The following is an 18,407-nucleotide window of genomic DNA, read 5'->3' on the forward strand; positions in this document are numbered from 1 at the left end:
TAGAGCACGTTCCGATCCTTTCGGATCGGGTTTCGTGCTCTAGCCCTCCCGCTTCACCGCCTGCCAGAGCGCCTCCATCTCGGCGAGCCCGGCCGCCTCCGGCGTCGTCCCGGCGGCAGCGAGCCGCGCCTCCACCGCGCGGAACCGGCGCTCGAACTTCGCGTTCGCCCGCGCCAGCGCCTGCTCGCCATCGCAGCCGAGCTTGCGGGCGAGATTGACCATCACGAAGAACATGTCGCCCAGCTCGTCCTCGATCCGCGCCGGGTCCGCCCCCGCCAGCTCGGCGCGCAGCTCCGCCGTCTCCTCGTCGAGCTTGTCGAGCACCGAATCGGCATCCGGCCAGTCGAAGCCGACCCGCGCCGCCCGCCCCGCGAGCTTGCGCGCCCGCATCAGCGCCGGCAGCGTGGTGGCGATGCCATCCAGCACGCCGCTCTCCGCCCGCGCCGCCCGCTCGCGCGCCTTGTCCGCCTCCCAGGCCCGCGTCTGCGCCGCCTGATCCCGCGCCTCGGCATCGCCGAACACATGCGGATGCCGGCGGATCATCTTGTCGGCAATCCCGGCGGCGACCTCGTCGAAGCCGAACCAGCCGCGCTCCTCCGCCATCCGCGCGTGATAGACCACCTGGAACAACAGGTCGCCCAGCTCGTCGCGCAGCGCGGCCGCGTCGCCTTTTCCGATCGCGTCCGCAACCTCATAGGCCTCCTCGACCGTATAGGGGGCAATGGTGGCGAAATCCTGCTCGCGATCCCACGGGCATCCGGTCTCCGGATGCCGCAGTGCGGCCATGACGGCGATGAGGCGGTCGATCGGTCTGTCGGTCATGCGGTCCCGAAGCTGTGATGGGTGATCCCGCCGCGGTCACGGCGGGTTGATGAATGGCCTTCGCGCACCAGAGTAATCTATCGCCCGAGGAGAACAACCATGCACGTCATCCGCACACCGGACTGGTCCCTGCCCGAGCGGGATGCAACACCCCCGCATCTCGCGCTCAACCGCCGCGCCGCCCTCGCCACGCTGGGCGGCGCCATGCTCGGCTTCGGCCAGATCGGCGCCGCGCTGGCCGACGCCAAACCGGGCGATCCTCTCAACATCGCGCTCGCCGACGCCAAACCGGGCGATCGCATTGCCGACTATCCGCCCTCCGCCGCCCGGTTCGACCCCGCGCGCGGCCTCACCCCCCGCCACAACACCGAAACCTACAACAATTTCTACGAATTCGGCCTGCACAAGGACATCTGGCGCAAGGCCCAGAAACTCCCCACCGAACCCTGGACCATCCGGATCGACGGCATGGTCGAAAAACCCTTCACCCTCTCCTTCGACGACCTGATGAAGAAGGTCAGCACCGAAACCCGCATCTACCGCCATCGCTGTGTCGAGGCCTGGTCCCTCGTCGTCCCCTGGGAGGGCTTTCCGCTTGCCGAGCTGGTGAAACTGGCGAAGCCGCTCTCGGGCGCGAAATATCTCCGCTTCACCTCGCTCGCCGACCCGAAGGTGATGCCGGGCCTGTCGATTCCCTTCTTCCCCTGGCCCTATCACGAGGGCCTGACCATGGCGGAGGCGATGAACGAGCTCGCCTTCGTCGGCACCGGCATGTACGGCGCGAAAATGCCAAAGCAGGACGGCGCGCCGATCCGCGTCGTGCTGCCCTGGAAATACGGCTTCAAATCGGCGAAATCCCTCGTCCGCATCGAGTTCCTCAAGGACCAGCCGGTGACCTTCTGGGAAAAGACCAGCCCGGACATGTACGGCTTCTGGGCCAATGTGAACCCGAACTACCCCACCCTGCGCTGGAGCCAGGCGCGCGAGCGCGTCATCGGCACCGGCGAGGTGGTGCCGACGCAAATCTACAACGGCTACGGCAAATGGGTGGCCCCGCTCTATGCCGGCATGAAGCAGGACCGCAAACTCTTCATGTAGCAACGCCGAGCAGCCGGCGGGCGATGCCGATCACCCGCCGCGCCTCGCTCCACAATTCGTAGCGGTCGAATTCCGCCGCCCTGGCCCAGGCGATGTCGGTCACGTCATCCCCCGCCACCGCCTCGCCACCCTGATACAGACCGGCGAAATCGAGAATGGTGTAATGGAACTCGATGCGCTGCGCCGCGTCGCGATGGATCGAGTCGACATGCGCCGCCAGAATCAGCGCCCCGACTTCGAGCCCGGTCTCCTCGCGCAATTCCCGCCGCGCCGCCGCCTCCGCCGTCTCGCCCAGCTCCTGCCCGCCCCCCGGCAGGCTCCACGCCCCCAGCGCCGGCTTGCGGCCGCGGCGGATCAGCAGCACCTCCTCGCCGCGCAGCAGCACCACCCCGATGCCGACGCGCGGCGCCTCCGGATAGGCCCGGCTCATCCGGCCACCAGCGCGCGGATCGCGCGGTCCTGCCCGAACAGGTGCAGCAGCACCCGCGCCGCCCGCCCGCGCCTGGTTTCGAGCTGCGGGTCGGTATCGAGCAGCAATGTCGCGTCCTTCTGCGCCATCGGAATCAGGTCCTCGTCGCGTTCCGCGTCCGCCAGCCGGTAGCCGGGCAGGCCGGACTGTTTCGCCCCCAATATGTCACCGCCGCCGCGCAGCCGGAAATCCTCGTCGGCGATGCGAAACCCGTCCTCCGTCTCCCGCAGGATCGCCAGCCGCCGCCGCGCCGCCTGGCTCAGCTCGTCGCCGTGCAGCAGCAGGCAGAAACTCGCCGCCGCCCCACGCCCCACCCGCCCGCGCAGCTGGTGCAGCTGCGCCAGCCCGAACCGGTCCGCATGCTCGATCACCATCACATTCGCCTCCGGCACGTCCACCCCCACCTCGATCACCGTGGTCGACACCAGGATATCCGCCTCGCCGCGGGCGAAGCGCTCCAGCGCCGCCGCCCGAATCTCGATCGGCTGGCGCCCATGCGCCAGCACCACCCGCGCGCCGAACCGCTCTGCGAGTGCCGCGAACCGCGCCTCGGCGGCGGCGATGTCCATCGCCTCGCTCTCGGCGACCAGCGGGCACACCCAATACACCCGCCCGCCCTGGCGGATCATCCGCGCCACCGCGGCGACGATCTCCTCCATCCGCCCCGTCGGGTGCAGCGTGGTGCGGATCGGCTGCCGCCCCGCCGGCTTGGCGAGAATCCGGCTCACGCTCATCTCCCCCCAATGCGAGAGCAGCAGCGTGCGCGGAATCGGCGTCGCCGTCATCACCAGCATGTCCGTCGCCCGCCCCTTGGCGCCGAGCGCGAAGCGCTGCCCGACGCCGAACCGGTGCTGCTCGTCGATCACCGCGAGGCCAAGATCGTGGAACGCGACGCTCTTCTGGAAAATCGCATGGGTGCCGACCACGATCGGGATCGACCCGTCGGCGAGCCCTTCCAGCACGCGCCGCCGCTCTGCGGCCTTGAGCGAGCCGGTCAGCAGCGCGACCGGCACCGGGCAGAGTTTTTCCAGTGTCGCGAGATGCTGGCGCGCCAGCAATTCGGTGGGGGCGAGCAGCGCGGCCTGCGCCCCGGCCTCGACCACGCGCAGCATCGCCAGCGTCGCCACCAGCGTCTTCCCCGCGCCGACATCGCCCTGCAACAGCCGCAGCATCCGGTGCGGTGAAGCGAGATCGGCGTCGATCTCGGCGAGCGCCTCGTCCTGTGCCGCGGTCGGCGCGAAGCCGAACCGCGCCAGCGCCGCCGCCCGCAGCCTTCCATCGCCGGCAAAGGCGCGCCCCTTCCGCCGCCGCCGCCGCGCGCGGATCAGCGCGAAGGCGAGCTGCCGCGCCAGCAACTCGTCATAGGCCAGCCGCCGCGCCGGGCCATCGCCGGGCATCGCGGCCGGCGCGTGCAGCGCCCGCAGCGCCGCGGCAAAGCCCGGCCAGCCCCGCTTTTGCAGCACGGAGGGCAACAGCCATTCCGGCAGCTCCGGCAGCCGGGCGAGCGCGCCTTCGACCGCCCGCGCCATCACCCGCGCCGAAAGCCCCGCCGTCAGCCCCCGCACCGGCTCGATCGCCGGCAGGCTCGCCGCCTGCGCCGCCGCCAGCACGTAATCGGGATGGGGCAGGGTAGGGCGGTCGGCGAACCGCTCGACCTTGCCCGACAGCAGCAGCTTCGCCCCCAGCGGAAACTGCCGCAGCCGCCCGGGGTGGAACAGCACCACCTCGCCGAAGCCGCTGGCGTCGCGAATCACCACCCGGTGCGGCTGCCCTTGCCGCGCCGGCGCCTCGTGCCGCACCACCTCGACCATCACCGTCGCGACCATCCCCGGCTCCGCCTCCGCCAGCGTCGAATGCCGCGATCGGTCGATGAAATGCAGCGGCAGATGAAACAGCACGTCGCCAACGCTCGGCCCGCCCACGGCGCGCGCGATCAGCGCCGCGAGCTTCGGGCCGATTCCCGGCAGGCTGGCAAGCTCGGCCCGCAACGGCGCCAGCGACTCGGAGATGTTGGTGGTCACGGGCTGACAGTGGCGGAGCACTCCACTATATCGCAACCCATCATGACCGAAGTATCGACCGAGGCGCTGGCACAGCGCCGCCGCCGGCTGCTCTACCGGGCCACCCATCGCGGCACGTATGAAAACGACCTGATGATCGGCGGCTTCGCCCGCAAATATATCGGGTCGATGGACGATGACGCGCTCGACGCGCTGGAGGCGGTGATGGAACACCCCGACGCCGAGCTGGCGGACTGGCTGACCGGCCGCAAGCCGGTCCCGGCCGAGGCCGAGTCGGACATGCTCCGCCGCATCCGCGACGAGGCGGCGGAGATCGCCCAGGGCGAGTTCGGCGCCAAGCGCGGGCGATGAGCCTGCTTCCCGTCTACGGCGCGCCGGAAGGGTTCGACGCCGACCTGATCGCCCGCCGCGCCGCCGAGGCCGGCACGGTGCTGCACATCGCGCGCGACGATGCCCGCCTCGCCCGGCTGGAGGACGCGCTCGCCTTCTTCGCCCCCGCCGCCGAAATCATCCGCTTCCCCGCCTGGGACTGCCTGCCCTACGACCGCGTCTCGCCCAACCCGGCCATCGTCTCCGATCGCGTCGCCGCGCTGGCCCGGCTGCTGGAGCCGGCCAAGGGCACCCGCATCGTGCTGACCACGGTGAACGCCGCACTCCAGCGCACCCCGCCGCGCGCCCGCTTCGCCGGCGCCAGCCGCACCATCGCCCCCGGCGGCGCCGCCGCCCCGGACGATCTCGCCCGCTTCCTCGAACAGCGCGGCTATCACCGCGTCGGCACCGTGATGGAGCCCGGCGATTTCGCCGTGCGCGGCGGCATTTTCGACGTCTGGCCCGCCGGCGAGCCATCCCCCGCCCGCATCGACCTGTTCGGCGACACGGTGGACACGCTCCGTCGCTTCGATCCCGGCACCCAGCGCAGCGGCGAGGCGCTGGCGCAGCTCACCTTCCGCCCCGCCACCGAACTGCCGCTCGATGCCGAGGCGGTCAGCCGCTTCCGCACCGGCTTTCGCGAGATGTTCGGCGCCGAGGCGCAGGCCGACCCGCTCTACGAGGCCGTCTCCGAGGGCCGCCGCCAGCCCGGCATGGAGCATTTCGCCCCGCTCTTCTGCGAGACGATGGAAACCGTGTTCGACTATGCGCCCGGTGCCGCCATCAGCCTCGACCACCAGGCCGAGGAGGCCGCCGCCGCCCGCTTCGAGATGATCGCCGATCATTACGAAGCCCGCCGCGCCCCGCCCCGCGCCGGCGAGGCGCCCTACCGGCCGATTCCGCCCGCCAGCCTCTATCTCGACCGCGCCGGCCTCGATACGCTGCTCCGCGCCCGCGGGGCCACGGTGTTCTCCCCCTTCGCCCGGCCCGACGGGGCCGAGGGTGTCGAAGCCGGCGGCCGTCCCGGCGCCATCCTCGCTTCCGCCCAGGGCATCGCCTCGGTCTATGACGAATTCCGCCTGCTCGCCGCCCGCTGGCGCGAGGCCGGGCGCCGCGTCGTCCTCGCCGCCTGGTCCGCCGGCTCGCGCGACCGTCTCGCCGCCCTGCTGCGCGACCACGGCATGCGGTCGATCCCGATCGACAACGCCGCCGAGGCCCGCATCGCCCAGGGCGACGCCGTGCTGCTCGCCGTTCTCGGCCTCGAACGCGGCTATGTCGCCGACGATCTCGCCATCGTCGCCGAGCAGGACCTGCTCGGCCAGCGCATCGCCCGCCCGCCGCGCCGCCGCCAGCGCGCCGACCAGTTCATCGCCGACGCCACCGAAATCGCCGAGGGCGATCTCGTCGTCCATCAGGATCACGGCATCGGCCGCTACGATGGTCTGGTGACGCTGAGCGTCGAGGGCGCGCCGCATGACTGCCTGCGCATCCTCTACGATGGCGACCAGAAGCTCTTCCTGCCGGTCGAGAACATCGACATGCTCTCCCGCTTCGGCAGCGAGACCGCCGGCGTCGGGCTCGACCGCCTGGGCGGCGCCTCCTGGCAGGCGCGCAAGGCCAAGGCCCGCAACCGCATCCGCGACATGGCGGCCGGCCTCATCCGCATCGCCGCCGAGCGCAAGCTGCACGACGCCGCGATCCTCGCCGCCGACGATGGCGCCTTCGCCGAATTCTGCGCCCGCTTCCCCTACACCGAAACCGAGGACCAGGCCCGCGCCATCGCCGACGTCATGGAAGATCTCGCCGCCGGCAAGCCGATGGACCGCCTGGTCTGCGGCGATGTCGGCTTCGGCAAGACCGAGGTCGCTCTCCGCGCCGCCTTCATCGCCGCGATGTCCGGCGCCCAGGTCGCCGTGGTGGTGCCCACCACGCTGCTCGCCCGCCAGCACTACCGCCTGTTCTCCGAGCGTTTCGCCGGCCTGCCCATCCGCGTCGAGCAGCTCTCCCGCCTCGTCTCCGCCAAGGACACCGCGAAGGTGAAGGCCGGCCTCGCCGACGGCACGGTGAACATCGTCGTCGGCACCCACGCGCTGCTCTCCAAAACCATCGCCTTCGCCGATCTCGCCCTCCTCATCGTCGACGAGGAGCAGCATTTCGGCGTCGCCCACAAGGAACGGCTCAAGCAGCTCAAGGCGGACATCCACGTCCTCACCCTGACCGCGACGCCGATCCCCCGCACCCTCCAGCTCGCGCTCACCGGCGTGCGCGACCTCTCGCTGATCACCACCCCGCCGGTCGACCGCCTCGCCGTGCGCACCTTCATCATGCCGTGGGACAAGCTGGTGATCCGCGAGGCCATCGCCCGCGAGCGCTTCCGCGGCGGGCAGATCTTCTGCGTCGTCCCGCATATCGAGGATATCGACCGGATGCGCGAGCGCCTGGCCGAGATCGCGCCGGACCTGCGCACCGCCACCGCCCATGGCCGCCTGCCGCCCACCGAGATCGAGCGGGTGATGACCGAGTTCAGCGAGGGCAAGCACGACGTCCTGCTCGCCACCAACATCGTCGAATCCGGGCTCGACATGCCGGCGGTGAACACCATCCTGATCTGGCGCGCCGATCTCTTCGGCCTCGGCCAGCTCTACCAGCTGCGCGGCCGCGTCGGCCGCGGCAAGCAGCGCGGCTACGCCTATCTCACCTGGCCCGCCGCGCACACGCTCGCCGCCTCCTCGCAGAAACGCCTCGAAGTGATGCAGACGCTCGATACCCTCGGCGCCGGCTTCACCCTCGCCTCGCACGATCTCGACCTGCGCGGCGCCGGCAACCTGCTGGGCGACGAGCAGTCCGGCCATATCCGCGAGGTCGGCATCGAGCTTTATCAGCAGATGCTGGAGGATGCGGTGGCCGAGCTGCGGGCTGCCGGCGGCGGCGAATCGCGCGAGGCCGCGCGGGACTGGACGCCGAATATCAGCCTCGGCCTGCCCGTCCTCATCCCCGAGCCTATGTCGCCGACCTGCCGGTCCGCCTCGGCCTCTACCGCCGCATCGGCGGGCTCGCGACCGACGCCGAGAGCGAGGCGCTCGCCGCCGAACTGGTCGACCGCTTCGGCCCGATGCCCGAGGAGGTGGAAAACCTGCTCGCCACCGTGGCGCTCAAGCGCGCCTGCCGCGCCGTCGGCGTCGAGAAGCTGGAGGCCGGGCCGAAGGGCATGGTCGTCGCCTTCCGCGGCAACGAATTCGCCAATCCCGGCGGCCTCGTCTCCTGGCTCGCCACCCGCGCCGGCCTGCTCCGCCTGCGCCCGGACCACAAGCTGGTCATGGTCCGCGAGATGGACGTGAAGGCCCGCCTCGCCGCCGCGCGGGACATCGTGGCCAATCTCCAGCGGATTCTCGACCAGTCGAAAGCCGCATGATCCGGCGGCGTAACTAAACAAATCGAAACTTGTCCCGGCGGCCCCGGTCCTCATCTTTGCGTGAGGAAGGCGGCCGCTCCTCGGCCGCCCCGGTCCACGGCCGCGCGGCGGCCGTGCGGCCCGCCGCCGCCGCGCGGCCGTGAAGTTCGCTGCCGCGCGCCGGAAGCTGCTCTCACTGCCCGACCGCGGCGGACACTCCACGGAGGATCTGCCATGACAGACCAAACCCTTTTCCGCGCCGGCGCCGTCGCCCTGTTCGCCGCCGCCCTCGGGGCATCCCCCGCTTTCGCCGCGACCGCGCCGCAAAGCGCCCCCACCCCGATGCCGGCGCCCACCACCGGCTCGATGCAAGCCGCCCCCGCCGCCTCGCCGCAAACCGTCGCCAAGGCCGGCAAGGCGCTGCACCAGGTGCTCGACATCAATCACACCTATGGCGCGAAACTCGCCCAAACCACCGATCCCGCCGGCAAGCAGCGCCTGATCGCCGCCGCGAAGGACAAGGCGAGCGCCGCGATCACCGCGCAGGGCCTTACGGTACGGCAATACGACCAGGTGCTGGCCGAGGCCCGGCAGAACCCGGCTTTGCGCGCCCGGCTCTTCGCCGCAGCCGGACTCTCCCCCCAGAAATGACCGCCTGACGCCCTGATCGCCGCGCCCGCGCCGCTGGAAGCTGGCGCCGGCCCGGCGGTCGCCGGCGCCGCTTGATCTGCGCCGGTCCGGCGGTCGCCGGCGCCGCTTGATCTGCGCCGGCCCGGCGGTCGCCGGCGCCGCTTGATCTGCGCCGGCCCGGCGGTCGCCGGCGCCGCTTGATCTGCATCGGCCCGGCGGTCGCCGGCGCTGCTTGATCTGCATCGGCCCGGCGGTCGCCGCGTCATTGACCGCGCGCCGCCGCATCGGCTTTATGATCCGTCATGGATCTGGCTTCCCCGCGCTCCGAACCCGCCGCCGCCCGCGCCGATGCGGACCCCGGCCCCTGCATCCTCACCCGCCCGCCGCGCCAGACAGCCCCGCTCGTCATCGCCTCGCCGCATTCCGGCCGCGCCTATGCGCCCGATTTCCTCGCCCTCTCCCGGCTCGATTCCCGCGCCCTGCGCAAGAGCGAGGACTGCTTTGTCGACGAGCTGTGCGCCGGCGCCCCCGGCCTCGGCCTGCCGCTGCTCGCCGCCCGCTTCCCCCGCGCCTGGTGCGACGTCAATCGCGAGCCCTGGGAGCTCGACCCGGCGATGTTCGCGGATAAGCTGCCGCCCTATGTCAACGTGGCCAGCCCCCGCGTCGCCGCCGGCCTCGGCACCATCGCCCGCGTCGTCGCCTCCGGCGAGCCGATCTACCGCGGCAAGCTCCGCTTCGCCGAGGCGGTGGCGCGGATCGAAGCCTGCTGGCGCCCCTATCACGCCGCCCTTGCCGGGCTGATCGCCGAAACCCGCGCCGCCTTCGGCGCCTGCCTCCTGCTCGACATCCATTCGATGCCGCGCCTGCCCGGCATCGCCCACGGCCACGGGCCTGACATCGTGGTGGGCGACCTGCACGGTGCCGCCTGCGCCCGGCCGATCGTGCAGCTGGTCGAACAGGCGCTGCGCGGCGAGGGCTTCATCCTCCGCCGCAACGATCCCTATGCCGGCGGCTATGTCACCCGCCACTATGGCCGCCCGCGCGAGCACGTCCATGTCGTGCAGATCGAGATCGCCCGCGCGCTCTACATGGACGAGGCGGAACTCCTCCGCGGCCCCGGCTTCGCGGCGCTGCAAGCGGGCCTCACCCGCCTGTTCGCAACCCTCGCCGCCGCCATCCCCGCCCTGCTGTAGGGCGTCGTCCTCAGCCCGTGGCGCGGATCTGCGCGAGCCGGCGATAGAGCGTGTTGCGGCTGATGCCGAGCCGCCGCGCCGCCCGGCTCATGTTCCCCTCCGCCGCCTCGATCGCGCGCAGGATCAGCTGGTCCGACCCCTCGCGCAGCGACGCCGCCCCGCCCGTCGCCATCCGGCCCGCCGCCATCATCGCGTCGGACCCGGCCCCATCCTGCCCGACCCCATCCTGTCCGCCCGCCGCGCCGCCGCGCAGCTCCTCGGCCACGTCGTCCGGCAGATGCTCCCAGCCGATCTCGCTCTCCTCCGGATCGCACATCGACTGGCCGATCCGCAGCACATTGGCGAGCTGGCGGATATTGCCCGGCCAGTGATAGGCGCCGAACGCCGCGCGCAGCGACGGTGCCAGCCGCCGCGCCCCGGCCTCGCCCTCGCCGCCGAGAATCCGCCCGATCAGCGCGTCGAGGTCGGCGCGCTGGCGCAGCGGCGGCAGGGTGATGCCGAGCCCGTTGATCCGGTAGAACAGGTCGGCGCGGAACCGCCCCTCGGCCACCGCCCGCCGCAGGTCGCGGTTGGTGGCGCAGAGCAGCGCGAAATCCACCGCCACCGGCTTGCCGCCCAGCGGCGTCACCACCCGCTCCTCCAGCACCCGCAGCAGCCGCGTCTGCATCGCCAGCGGCATGTCGCCGATCTCGTCGAGGAACAGCACGCCCCCCGCCGCCTCGCGGATGCGCCCCGGCGCGCCCTCGCGCCGCGCCCCGGTAAAGGCGCCGGGCCCGTAGCCGAACAGCTCCGCCTCGATCATCGTCTCCGGCAGCGCCGCGCAGTTGACGGCGACGAACGGCCCGCCCCGCCGCGGCCCCGAGGCGTGGATCGCCCTTGCCATCACGTCCTTGCCCACCCCGGTCTCGCCATGGATCAGGATCGGGATCGCCCGCCCCAGCGCCCGCCGCGCCTGGCCGATCGCCCGCGCCACCAGCGCATCGCCGGTCTCCAGTGCGGCCAGCGCGTCGCTCGGCCAGATCGTCGCCGCCCGCGGCGCCCGCGGCGCGCGCGGCATGTCGATGCGCAGGAACAGCCGCCGCCCGTCCGGCCCGCGCAGCTCCACCGGCTCGCCGCCGCCGCGCCGCTCGCGCGCCAGCAGCGCCTCCAGCGTGTCGTGAAAGAACGCGCTCACCGGCGCCGCCCCCAGATCCTTCCGCCGCAGCCCCAGCATCTCCATCGCCACGCCGTTCGCCCCGCGCAGCGTGCCGTCGCCGCCCAGCGCCACCGCCGCCTCGCCCGGCGTGCCGATCCCCTGCCGCGCCGTGTGAAACCGCAGCTTGATGTCACGCAGATGTGACATCTCGAACATCCTGGTCTCGATCATCTGCGCCGCCGCCCGCACCAGGCCGAACGTGTGCGGATGATACACCCGCTGGTCGCAGGAAATGTCGATCACGCCGAGCAGCTCGCCGGTCGAGGCGATCAGCGGCGAGGCGGCGCAGGCGAGAAAATTGTTCCGCTCCAGGAAATGCTCCGCGCCGTGAACGACGACCGGCGCCGCCTCGATCAGCGCGGTGCCCACCGCGTTGGTCCCCCGGTCCGCTTCCGCCCAGCTCGCCCCCGGCAGCAGCGCCACCTTCGCCGCCCGCCCGGTGAAGCTCGCATCGCCCACCGCGTCCAGCAGGAACCCGTCCGGGCCCGACAGCAGCACGACGCAGCCGGAATCCCTGATCTGCCCGTAGAGATAGTCGATGATCGGCCGCGCCCGCAGTGCGAGGTCGGAAACCCGCTCGCGCGCCTCGCGCAGCTCCACCCCGTCCAGATGCGGCGCCTCCCGCGCGCCGAGATCCGGCGCCAGCCCGGCGCTGACGCAGCGCTGCCACGAGCGCGCCAGCAGCGCGTTCGGCGCCGCCCCGTCCAGCCCGGCGCAGAGCCGCTCCTTGCCGGCCCGCAACCGCGCCGGCCTGTCCTCGTGTTGTGCGGAATGATGGTCCATCGGCGGCGTCCGTCCTGCGTTTCCTCGCTCGCGCGGCCTTTTCGCGGCCGCGTCATGTTTGCCTGACACTAGGCCCGGCGTCCCGGCGGCGCAACGGAACAATGCGACACGTCCCGTTTTGGGACAGTGTCCCCGATCGGGACGTCCCGCCGCCCCGGCATCGCCGCTCCCGGCCGCCAAACCCCCGCGCCGCGCCATGTCGCGGCTTTGGCACGGCATTTGCTCATCATCCTGCGAAACAATCGGCGCGGCCCGTCCCGAGGCCGCCAGAAGGAGGACCAGACCATGCCCGACGGCGCCATCCGTCCCTCGCCCGGAACCGCTCCCGGCGGCTTCGCCTTCAAGCCCCGCTACGACAATTTCATCGGCGGCCGCTTCACAGCCCCGCTCGACGGGCGCTACTTCGCCAACGTCACCCCGGTGACCGGCCACCCCTTCACCGAGGTCGCCCGCTCCGGCGAGGCGGACATCAACCTCGCCCTCGACGCCGCCCACGCCGCCGCCGATGCCTGGGGCCGCACTGCCCCGGCCGAGCGCGCGCTGATGCTCAACCGCATCGCCGACCGGATGGAGGAAAATCTCGCCCTCCTCGCCTATGTCGAGACGATCGACAACGGCAAGCCGATCCGCGAGACCACCGCGGCCGACATCCCGCTCGCCATCGACCATTTCCGCTATTTCGCCGGCTGCATCCGCGCCCAGGAAGGCTCGCTCTCGGAAATCGACCACAACACCGTGGCCTATCACTTCCACGAGCCGCTCGGCGTCGTCGGCCAGATCATCCCCTGGAACTTCCCGATCCTGATGGCGGTCTGGAAGCTCGCCCCGGCGCTGGCGGCGGGCAACTGCGTCGTCCTCAAGCCCGCCGAGCAGACCCCGGTGAGCATCCTCGTCCTCGTCGAGCTGATCGCCGACCTGCTGCCCCCCGGCGTGCTCAACGTGGTCAACGGCTTCGGTCTCGAAGCCGGCAAGCCGCTCGCCTCCTCGCCGCGAATCGCCAAGATCGCCTTCACCGGCGAGACCACGACCGGCCGGCTCATCATGCAATACGCCAGCCACAACCTCATCCCGGTCACGCTGGAACTCGGCGGCAAGTCGCCCAACATCTTCTTCGCCGACGTCGCCGCCGAGGATGACGACTTCCTCGACAAGGCGCTGGAAGGCTTCGCGATGTTCGCGCTGAACCAGGGCGAGGTCTGCACCTGCCCCTCGCGCGCGCTGATCCACGAAAGCCTCTACGACCGCTTCATGGAGCGCGCCGTCCCCCGCGTGCAGGCGATCCGCCAGGGCAGCCCGCTCGATGCGGCGACGATGGTCGGCGCCCAGGCCTCCAGCGAGCAGGTCGAGAAGATCCTCTCCTATCTCGACATCGGCCGCCAGGAAGGTGCCGAAGTGCTCACCGGCGGCGGCCGCGCCGCCCTCGGCGGCGAGCTGGCGGACGGGTTCTACATCCAGCCCACCATCTTCCGCGGCCACAACCGGATGCGGATCTTCCAGGAGGAAATCTTCGGCCCCGTCGTCTCCGTCACCACGTTCAAGGATGAGGACGAGGCCCTCGCCATCGCCAACGACACGCTCTACGGCCTCGGCGCCGGGGTGTGGACGCGCGATGCCAACCGCGCCTACCGCTTCGGCCGCAACATCAAGGCCGGCCGCGTCTGGACCAATTGCTACCACCTCTACCCGGCGCACGCGGCCTTCGGCGGCTACAAGCAGTCCGGCATCGGCCGCGAAACCCACCGGATGATGCTCGACCACTACCAGCAGACCAAGAACATGCTGGTCAGCTACGACCCGAAGAAGCTGGGCTTCTTCTGACCATGACAGGACCGGATCATCCCCCGCGCGTGATCGCGACGCCATCGGCCCTCGCGCTGATCGCCGAACTCACGGCGCGCCATGGCCCGGTCCTGTTCCACCAGTCGGGCGGCTGCTGCGACGGTTCGGCGCCGATGTGCTACCCGCAGGCGGATTTCGTCGTTTCCCCGGACGATATCTGCCTCGGGAGCATCGGCGGCGCGCCGTTCCATATCGGCGCGTCGCAGTTCGAGTACTGGCGTCACACCCAGCTCGTCATCGACGTCGTCGCCGGCATCGGCGGGATGTTCTCGCTCGACAACGGCACCGGGCTGCGCTTTCATGTGCGCTCGCGGCTGTTTCCGAACGAGGCCGCCGCGGCAAACGTCGCCGCCGCCGCCCGGGCTCCCCAAGCCTGACGGCGCGCAGAAGCGCCGCTCCTTCAACCCTCACAACACCAGAAACTCTTAGGGAGACCTTCATGAAGTCACGACTCGCCAGAACCGGAACCGCGCTGCTCGGCGCGCTCGCCGGCACGCTGCTCGCCGCCGGCGCCGCCGCGGCCCAGCCCGCCTATCCGAGCGTCACCCAGGCCCGGCTCGATGGCGCCTCCGCCTCCAATGGCTGGCTGATGTACAACCGCAGCTACGCCGGCGACGACTACGCGCCCTTCGCGCAGATCAACACGAAGAACGTCCACAACCTCAAGGCCGCCTGGTCGTCCGCGAAAATCGACATCCCCGACGGTTTCGAAGGCACGCCGATCGTCAATGGCGACTACATGTTCGCCACCACCCCGCTCGATCATCTCATCGCCTTCAACGCCAAGACCGGCCAGAAACTCTGGGAATACGACTACGATCTTCCCAAGGCCGCGCTGAAGACGATCTGCTGCGACACCAACAATCGCGGCGTCGCCGTCTATGGCAACGAAGTCTTCATGGGCACGCTGGACAATCACGTCCTCGCCTTCGATGCGAAAACCGGCAAGGTTCTGTGGAACGTCGCCCTCGAAAAGCCGGGTATCGGCTACTCGATCTCCGAGGCCCCGCTGGTCGTCGACGGTAAAGTGATCATCGGCGCCGGCGGCGGCGAATACGGCGCCCGCGGCTTCATCGTCGGGCTCGACGCACAGACCGGCAAGCTGCTCTGGAAAACCCACACCATCCCCTCGCCGACCGAGCCCGGCGGCAAGACCTGGCCGGCCGGCGCCTACAAGCATGGCGGCGGCAGCCCGTGGATGACCGGCACCTACGATCCGAAAACCAAGGAACTCTTCTGGGGTGTGGGCAATCCCGGCCCGTGGCTCGCCTCGATGCGCCCCGGCCACAACCTCTATTCCGACAGCGTCATCGCGATCGACCCCAACACCGGCGCGATCAAGTGGCACTACCAGTACACCCGCAACGACACCTGGGACTATGACGGTGTGAACACCGCCCAGCTCGCCGACATCACCGTCAAGGGCAAGCCCTACCACGCCCTGGTCGAGGCGAACCGCAACGGCTATTTCTACGCGATCAACCGCGAGACCGGAAAGCTGATCTACGCCGTGCCCTTCGTGCACGACACCTCGATCACCGGGATCAAGGATGGCCACGCCGTCAACAACCCGAAACTCCAGCCCGCGCTCGACAAGCAGATCTTCACCTGCCCGAGCTTCCTCGGCGGCAAGAACTGGTGGCCCGGCGCGGTCGATCCCGCGACCAACATGGCCTATGTCCCCACCCTGCACGCCTGCATGACGATGAAGGGCGCGCCGGTCAGCTACGCCGCGGGCCTGCCCTATCTCGGCGAAACCTTCGAGATGAAGCCCGACCCCGCCTCGCCGCACCACATGGGTTCGATCCAGGCGATCAACCTGTCCACCGGCAAGCAGGTCTGGCAGCACGCCACCAAGGAGCCGTGGGATGGCGGCGCGATGGCGACCTCCGGCGGCCTCGTCTTCTCCGGCACGACCGACGGTCACCTCTACGCCTTCAACGCGAAAACCGGAAAAATCCTCTGGAAGAGCCCCTATCTCGGCTCCGGCGTGATCGCCAATCCGATCTCCTACAAGGTCGACGGCAAGCAGTATGTCGCGGTCTGGTCGGGCTGGGGCGGCGTGTGGCCGCTGTGGTCGGGCAAGCTCGGCGCCTCGCTCGCCAAGGCGCCGCGCGGTGGCCAGCTCCACGTCTTCGCGCTCAATGGTTGATCGTCTGTCACCCCGGCCGCTTCGGCGGCCGGTTTTTCGCTCCGCCCTCCGGCCGCTCCTGCGGCCGGTTTTTCGCTCCGCCCTTCGGCCGCTCCTGCGGCCGGTTTTTCGCTCCGCCCTCTGGCCGCGTCAGCGGCCGGGTCATCTCCGCACGGCGCTGGCCGGCTTGCTGCTCGCGGCCGCCGGCATCGCCCCGGCGCTCGCCTCGTCCGGCCCCTCGGTCTGCATCGACCGCGCCAATCCCCTGCACGGGGTCGATCGCGCGCTCGCCGCCGCCATCGGCCGGATCGAGGGCGCCACCCCGCGAATCGTCTCCATCGACACGCGCGATGGCTCCGATGCGCTGAACGCGAAGAAGCCCCGCTTCTTTGCCGGGCTGGTCAAGCGCTGCGACCTGGTGATGGGTTTCCCGGTCGAGACCGGCCATCCGGTTCTGCCGCCCGGCGTCGCCGCCACCCGCCCCTATCTGCGCACCGGCTTCGTCATCGCCGGCGCAACCCCGCCGCCCGCTTTCTCCAGCCTGAAGCCGGGCACGCAGGTCGGCGTCGTCTATCTCACCGTGCCGACGACCTATTTCAGCGCGGGCCCCGGCGCCCGCCTCGCCGCGCACCAATATTCCACGCCCGCGAGCGTGCTCGCCGCCCTCGGCCGGCACGAGGTCGCCTACGCCCTGCTCTGGCAGCCGCTGCTCGAACAGGCGCTGGCGAAAAACCACATGCCGCTCCACCAGCGCGCCCTGCGCCAGCCGCACGCGAACTGGTCGGTCGTCGCCCTCCACGCGCCGACTCCCGCCGGCCGCGCCGTCGCGCACCGATTCGATGCGGCACTCGCCCGCCTCGCGAAAGCCGGCACCCTGGCCCGCCTGATCGCTCCCTACCACACGCCCTGACGCCTTCCGCTCGAAAGGACTGCCCCGATGCTCGAACGTCTCTCCCGCTCCCTGCGCCGCCCGCATGCGCGCCTGCTCGCCGGCCTCGTGGCCGCCACCGGCAGCGTCGCCATCGCCGCCGCGGCGCCGTTGCCCGCGCTCTACACCAAGGCCCAGGCCGCCGCCGGCCACGCCACCTTCGAAGCCCATTGCTCGATGTGCCACGGCGCCAACCTCCAGGGCATCAGCGGTCCCGCCCTGGTCGGCCAGGGCTTCGCCAGCGCCTCGAACAACTACACCGTCGCCGCGATCTTCGACGAACTGTCCCAGCAGATGCCCGCCGGCGCCCCCGGCAGCCTCTCGCACAAGGACTATGCCGACATCATGGCCTTCATCCTGAGCCGCAACGGCTACCCCGCCGGCGGCACGGCGCTCACCTACGCCGCCGCCGGCGCCTCGACTGCGAAGCTGGTCTCGCAGGTCAAGTAACCCACGCACCGCCCCGCCGCCCGCCCGGCGCGCCGGGCGGCGGCGCAATCCTTCACTTCGCCCAATCCTCCACTTGGAGCCTCATCCTTATCGGGTCACCCGCGGCGCTCCCGCCGCCCGCCACCCTCGCCGGACAGCCGCCGCCCCAATCCGCGCCGCGCGCGGCCGAGATGTCATCCTCTGTCACCAAGACTTACAATTTTTCATCCCATTACTGAAAATATTATTATATATTGATACGAGATCGAAAGATCGAAACATATTGATCATTCATGTGAATCATCTGGTTTCCGCAATCATCGAAGGTGAGCCGACATGCAACGGAATGACATGGAGCAGGAGCGCGGCGAGCAGCCGTTTGTCCCCTTTCTCGCGCGCGCGAACGAGCGGTCCCGGCCGCAACCCGTCCCGCTGCCGCGCCCCGTCGCCCGCGTGCGGGTCGGGCTTGTCGATTCGTCGCGGCTGACGCGTGAATGCCTCGCCGGCGCGCTCGGCGCGGCGGGCAACGATTTCGCGGTGCAGGGCTTCACCACCGCCGCCGAATGCATCGGCGCCGCCGGTGCCGGATATGACCTGCTGCTCTGCCACGCCCATGGCGAGGGCAGGGCGGCGATGCCGGTCCTCGCCGATATCGGCGCGCTTCATTCCGCCTGCCCCGAAACGCCGATCGTCGTGCTGCACGATTCCGCCGAACCGACCGATCCCTGTTTCGTCCGCCGCCTGTTCGGCGAGGGCGCGCAGGGCTTCGTCCCCACCAGCCGGATCGGCCTGCCGCTCGCCGCGGCGGCGCTGCGCTTCGTCCAGGCCGGCGGCCGGTTCGCCCCCGTCGAACTCCTGCTCGACGATGCGGCCGACCGTCCCCCGCCGCCCTCGACGACGATGATTTCCTCACCCCCCGCCAGCGCCTGGTGTTCTCCTATCTGCGCCGCGGCAAGGCCAACAAGATCATCGCCTACGAACTCGGCGTGAGCGAAAGCACGGTGAAGGTCCACATCAAGAACATCATGCGCAAGATCGGCGCGACCAACCGCACCGAGGCGGTCTACAAGGCGCAAACCGCCCTGTTGCGCGCCTGATCGCCCGACCCC

General features: G+C 70.7%; 15 protein-coding genes and 1 pseudogene. 12 read left to right on the forward strand and 4 right to left on the reverse strand.

Features of this window, described 5'->3' with window-relative positions:
- Window positions 1–39: 39 nt before the first annotated feature.
- Window positions 40–822, reverse strand: a complete 783-nt coding sequence (gene mazG / locus ACIDOCELLA78_RS92750) for a nucleoside triphosphate pyrophosphohydrolase (RefSeq protein ID WP_201729308.1) — start codon at window positions 820–822, stop codon at window positions 40–42.
- A gap of 99 nt (window positions 823–921) precedes the next feature.
- Between mazG and msrP the strand changes: the two genes are divergently transcribed.
- Entirely contained in the window at window positions 922–1,920 is a 999-nt protein-coding gene (msrP, locus tag ACIDOCELLA78_RS92755) for a protein-methionine-sulfoxide reductase catalytic subunit MsrP (protein ID WP_201729309.1), read from the forward strand.
- Here the strand turns inward: msrP and ACIDOCELLA78_RS92760 are convergent.
- Together ACIDOCELLA78_RS92760 and recG are read right to left on the reverse strand one after the other, a co-directional pair.
- Window positions 1,913–2,350, reverse strand: a complete 438-nt coding sequence (locus tag ACIDOCELLA78_RS92760; RefSeq protein ID WP_201729310.1) for an NUDIX hydrolase — start codon at window positions 2,348–2,350, stop codon at window positions 1,913–1,915. The two genes, msrP and ACIDOCELLA78_RS92760, sit on opposite strands and share 8 nt — an antisense overlap.
- Window positions 2,347–4,410, reverse strand: a complete 2,064-nt coding sequence (recG, locus tag ACIDOCELLA78_RS92765; protein WP_201729311.1) for an ATP-dependent DNA helicase RecG — start codon at window positions 4,408–4,410, stop codon at window positions 2,347–2,349. Before recG ends, ACIDOCELLA78_RS92760 begins: the two co-directional genes overlap by 4 nt.
- 42 nt (window positions 4,411–4,452) lie before the next feature.
- Between recG and ACIDOCELLA78_RS92770 the strand changes: the two genes are divergently transcribed.
- The 4 genes and pseudogenes from ACIDOCELLA78_RS92770 to ACIDOCELLA78_RS92785 all read left to right on the forward strand — a co-directional run bounded on the left by ACIDOCELLA78_RS92770 (window position 4,453) and on the right by ACIDOCELLA78_RS92785 (window position 9,993).
- Window positions 4,453–4,761 (forward strand): succinate dehydrogenase assembly factor 2, encoded by a 309-nt coding sequence (locus tag ACIDOCELLA78_RS92770; protein ID WP_201729312.1) that lies wholly within the window; start codon window positions 4,453–4,455, stop codon window positions 4,759–4,761.
- Window positions 4,758–8,191: pseudogene (gene mfd, locus ACIDOCELLA78_RS92775) on the forward strand (transcription-repair coupling factor). The gene ACIDOCELLA78_RS92770 and the pseudogene mfd overlap by 4 nt, the downstream one beginning before the upstream one ends.
- A 213-nt stretch (window positions 8,192–8,404) precedes the next feature.
- The gene (locus tag ACIDOCELLA78_RS92780) at window positions 8,405–8,821 is read left to right on the forward strand and encodes a DUF4168 domain-containing protein (RefSeq protein ID WP_201729313.1); all 417 of its coding nucleotides are present in this window, start codon (window positions 8,405–8,407) and stop codon (window positions 8,819–8,821) included.
- 281 nt (window positions 8,822–9,102) lie between these two features.
- Window positions 9,103–9,993, forward strand: coding sequence for an N-formylglutamate amidohydrolase (locus tag ACIDOCELLA78_RS92785; protein WP_201729314.1), 891 nt, complete (start codon window positions 9,103–9,105; stop codon window positions 9,991–9,993).
- A 10-nt stretch (window positions 9,994–10,003) separates the two neighbouring features.
- On the opposite strand, the gene ACIDOCELLA78_RS92790 is transcribed toward ACIDOCELLA78_RS92785, so the two are convergent.
- Window positions 10,004–11,971 carry a sigma-54-dependent Fis family transcriptional regulator gene (locus ACIDOCELLA78_RS92790; RefSeq protein ID WP_201729315.1) on the reverse strand — a complete coding sequence of 656 codons (1,968 nt, stop codon included), beginning with the start codon at window positions 11,969–11,971 and terminating at the stop codon, window positions 10,004–10,006.
- 285 nt (window positions 11,972–12,256) lie between these two features.
- Here ACIDOCELLA78_RS92790 and adh point away from each other — a divergent pair, with 285 nt between their 5' ends.
- From adh to ACIDOCELLA78_RS92825, 7 genes are all read left to right on the forward strand, one after another.
- Window positions 12,257–13,789, forward strand: a complete 1,533-nt coding sequence (gene adh / locus ACIDOCELLA78_RS92795; RefSeq protein ID WP_201729316.1) for an aldehyde dehydrogenase — start codon at window positions 12,257–12,259, stop codon at window positions 13,787–13,789.
- A gap of 2 nt (window positions 13,790–13,791) precedes the next feature.
- A complete protein-coding gene (locus ACIDOCELLA78_RS92800) occupies window positions 13,792–14,187 on the forward strand; it encodes a DUF779 domain-containing protein (protein ID WP_201729317.1) in 396 nt (131 codons plus the stop codon).
- Between the two features lie 62 nt (window positions 14,188–14,249).
- Window positions 14,250–15,962 carry a methanol/ethanol family PQQ-dependent dehydrogenase gene (locus ACIDOCELLA78_RS92805; protein ID WP_201729318.1) on the forward strand — a complete coding sequence of 571 codons (1,713 nt, stop codon included), beginning with the start codon at window positions 14,250–14,252 and terminating at the stop codon, window positions 15,960–15,962.
- Window positions 15,963–16,128: 166 nt separating this feature from the next.
- Entirely contained in the window at window positions 16,129–16,851 is a 723-nt protein-coding gene (locus ACIDOCELLA78_RS92810; protein WP_249676330.1) for an ABC transporter substrate-binding protein, read from the forward strand.
- Window positions 16,852–16,878: 27 nt separating this feature from the next.
- Window positions 16,879–17,319 carry a c-type cytochrome gene (locus tag ACIDOCELLA78_RS92815; protein ID WP_201729320.1) on the forward strand — a complete coding sequence of 147 codons (441 nt, stop codon included), beginning with the start codon at window positions 16,879–16,881 and terminating at the stop codon, window positions 17,317–17,319.
- Between the two features lie 315 nt (window positions 17,320–17,634).
- Complete coding sequence (locus ACIDOCELLA78_RS92820) at window positions 17,635–18,288, forward strand: hypothetical protein (protein ID WP_249676333.1); 654 nt, start codon at window positions 17,635–17,637, stop codon at window positions 18,286–18,288.
- Complete coding sequence (locus tag ACIDOCELLA78_RS92825) at window positions 18,228–18,395, forward strand: response regulator transcription factor (protein WP_249676338.1); 168 nt, start codon at window positions 18,228–18,230, stop codon at window positions 18,393–18,395. The genes ACIDOCELLA78_RS92820 and ACIDOCELLA78_RS92825 overlap by 61 nt, the downstream gene beginning before the upstream one ends.
- The last annotated feature ends 12 nt before the right edge of the window (window positions 18,396–18,407 follow it).

Source organism: Acidocella sp. C78 (assembly GCF_907164655.1).

What these genes read in the sequence shown, in the direction of transcription:
- mazG (WP_201729308.1), bottom strand. Translation starts at nt 822, where the DNA reads ATGACCGACAGACCGATCGACCGCCTCATCGCCGTCATGGCCGCACTG.
- msrP (WP_201729309.1), top strand. Translation starts at nt 922, where the DNA reads ATGCACGTCATCCGCACACCGGACTGGTCCCTGCCCGAGCGGGATGCA.
- ACIDOCELLA78_RS92760 (WP_201729310.1), bottom strand. Translation starts at nt 2,350, where the DNA reads ATGAGCCGGGCCTATCCGGAGGCGCCGCGCGTCGGCATCGGGGTGGTG.
- ACIDOCELLA78_RS92770 (WP_201729312.1), top strand. Translation starts at nt 4,453, where the DNA reads ATGACCGAAGTATCGACCGAGGCGCTGGCACAGCGCCGCCGCCGGCTG.
- ACIDOCELLA78_RS92780 (WP_201729313.1), top strand. Translation starts at nt 8,405, where the DNA reads ATGACAGACCAAACCCTTTTCCGCGCCGGCGCCGTCGCCCTGTTCGCC.
- ACIDOCELLA78_RS92785 (WP_201729314.1), top strand. Translation starts at nt 9,103, where the DNA reads ATGGATCTGGCTTCCCCGCGCTCCGAACCCGCCGCCGCCCGCGCCGAT.
- ACIDOCELLA78_RS92790 (WP_201729315.1), bottom strand. Translation starts at nt 11,971, where the DNA reads ATGGACCATCATTCCGCACAACACGAGGACAGGCCGGCGCGGTTGCGG.
- adh (WP_201729316.1), top strand. Translation starts at nt 12,257, where the DNA reads ATGCCCGACGGCGCCATCCGTCCCTCGCCCGGAACCGCTCCCGGCGGC.
- ACIDOCELLA78_RS92800 (WP_201729317.1), top strand. Translation starts at nt 13,792, where the DNA reads ATGACAGGACCGGATCATCCCCCGCGCGTGATCGCGACGCCATCGGCC.
- ACIDOCELLA78_RS92805 (WP_201729318.1), top strand. Translation starts at nt 14,250, where the DNA reads ATGAAGTCACGACTCGCCAGAACCGGAACCGCGCTGCTCGGCGCGCTC.
- ACIDOCELLA78_RS92815 (WP_201729320.1), top strand. Translation starts at nt 16,879, where the DNA reads ATGCTCGAACGTCTCTCCCGCTCCCTGCGCCGCCCGCATGCGCGCCTG.
- ACIDOCELLA78_RS92820 (WP_249676333.1), top strand. Translation starts at nt 17,635, where the DNA reads ATGCAACGGAATGACATGGAGCAGGAGCGCGGCGAGCAGCCGTTTGTC.